We start from the raw sequence: 1,975 nt of genomic DNA on the forward strand, positions 1-1,975 counted from the left end.
GAATATCTCCATTGATTGTTAGTAGCGTATTTGGTGCGATACGGTCTCGTAATTTTTTGATTTCCGGAATTAGCTCCCAATGTGCATCTACTTCGCTCATTTCCTTTCTTGTACGTAAATGAATAGAAAGGTTCGCAATATCCTGTTTTAAAATATGCGATAGCCACTCCTCCAACTCCTGAACCTCGTTATAGCCCAGTCGTGTTTTCACGCTGACAGGCAGCCCGCCCGCCTTTGCTGCTTGAATAAGTTCTGCCGAAACGTCTGGACGCAGAATAAGGCCACTGCCTTTCCCTCTCGTTGCTACATTCGGTACAGGGCAGCCCATATTAATATCGATGCCTTTAAATCCTAGCTCTGCCATGCCAATACTCATTTGACGGAAATATTCGGGATTATCCCCCCAAATATGTGCCACCATTGGCTGTTCATCTTCTGTAAAAATCAAACGGCCACGCACACTTTTCATGCCCTCTGGATGACAATAGCTATCCGAGTTTGTAAACTCTGTGAAAAACACATCCGGCCGGCCGGCTTCACTTACTACGTGACGAAAAACAACATCAGTCACATCTTCCATTGGTGCAAGTACAAAAAATGGGCGTGGTAACTCAAGCCAAAAATTATCTATCATTTCAAACTCAAATCCTCTCACTATGGATACAACTTCAAACTCTCAGTCAAAAAATACAAAGCCAAATGTTCCACTTCTTTTACACTTATATCATGCTTCATAACTTATTATCAAACACAAGTTACATTCAGACATTTATAATTTGTGAAAAACTACAGTGGAAATCGACAATATTTATTTTAACGAAAATCGGTCCTGAAGCAAAGGGACGTACCCTTTGCTTCTTTTTGATATTTGTATCCAGCGAAAATTATTGAAATCTGTGATAGATCCTCATTAATAAACGGAAGCATTAGGTACGTCCCCATGCTTCCTCAGAGAAAAGAGGTATGCCCCATGGACAAACCTCAAATCTTTTTAGCTTAGCTATTGTTGTAACTTTTTTACCTCTTCAATAGATAATTCCGTTAAATCGGCAATTTGTTGAACTGTAAAATTTTCGCGGGTTAACTTTGAGACAATTCTTTTTCGTTCGATCAACAATCCTTCAAGTTTCCCTTCAATCTTCCCCTCTATTTTACCTTCTTCCCTTTCCATTTTTCTCAATTCTCCAAATGTTGGTGGTAGGTTCTTTCGGTCTAAGTAAATCAAGTCAATCGCCTCCTTCGAGATCATGATTTCGTTTCTTAGTTTTTCTGTTAATTCTATTGGTAGCTGGAGTAAATAATCAATGAAGTAAGTAAGCGCGGAGAGATAGATGCGTCTTTCGTCTAGAGGCTGAATCATTTTTTGTAATACTAATCGCATTAGCTTGTATTTAAATCGATAGCGTTTCTCGTCATCATTTTTGGCTGCATTTGCATACTTTCCTGCAAGTACGGCGATCGCAAATGGGTTGCTCGAATTTTCTAATTCAGCCTCATTATGATCGTTAAACTTATAGCTATTATACTTATAAGTCACTTCTGTTCCAAAAATTCCACGGTGGTATTTGCCAGGCTGAAAGCGACCGGAGGCATCCGTCAACAGCGCAATCGCCACCACATCACGATTGTACTTGTCGTAAATTTTATAATAATAGCGGAACATTCTTTCTGAAAAATCAGCGCCTGTTTCGCCTTGAACTTCTATATGAATTAAGATCCATTGATCACGGCCATTTTTCAAAGACACCTTAACAATTTGGTCCGCGATTCGTTTCCCTTTCCTCTCTTCAATAATCTCCTTAAAAAGCTCCTGTTGCAGAAATTCAGGCTCCTTCGTAAAATCAATGTCTTCAAACAAATCAGGCAAAAAATACAGGACAAACTCTTCAAACAGCTCATAAATCAGCTTTTTCCAAAGGCCATCATAATCAACCGTCACATAATCCCGAGGCTTTTCCAATATCCAATTAACTAC

General features: G+C 39.3%; 2 protein-coding genes. Both read right to left on the reverse strand.

From position 1 onward, the window contains the following. Positions 1-655, reverse strand: a 655-nt coding sequence (locus WB217_RS06340) for a tRNA dihydrouridine synthase (protein ID WP_423991720.1), incomplete at its 3' end; no start/stop codon positions are given. A gap of 345 nt (positions 656-1,000) precedes the next feature. Continuing rightward, positions 1,001-1,975 (reverse strand): hypothetical protein (locus WB217_RS06345; RefSeq protein ID WP_423991722.1); only part of this gene is annotated, 975 nt, incomplete at its 5' end.

This window comes from Mesobacillus sp. (assembly GCF_049588175.1).
GTDB lineage: Bacteria > Bacillota > Bacilli > Bacillales > Cytobacillaceae > Mesobacillus.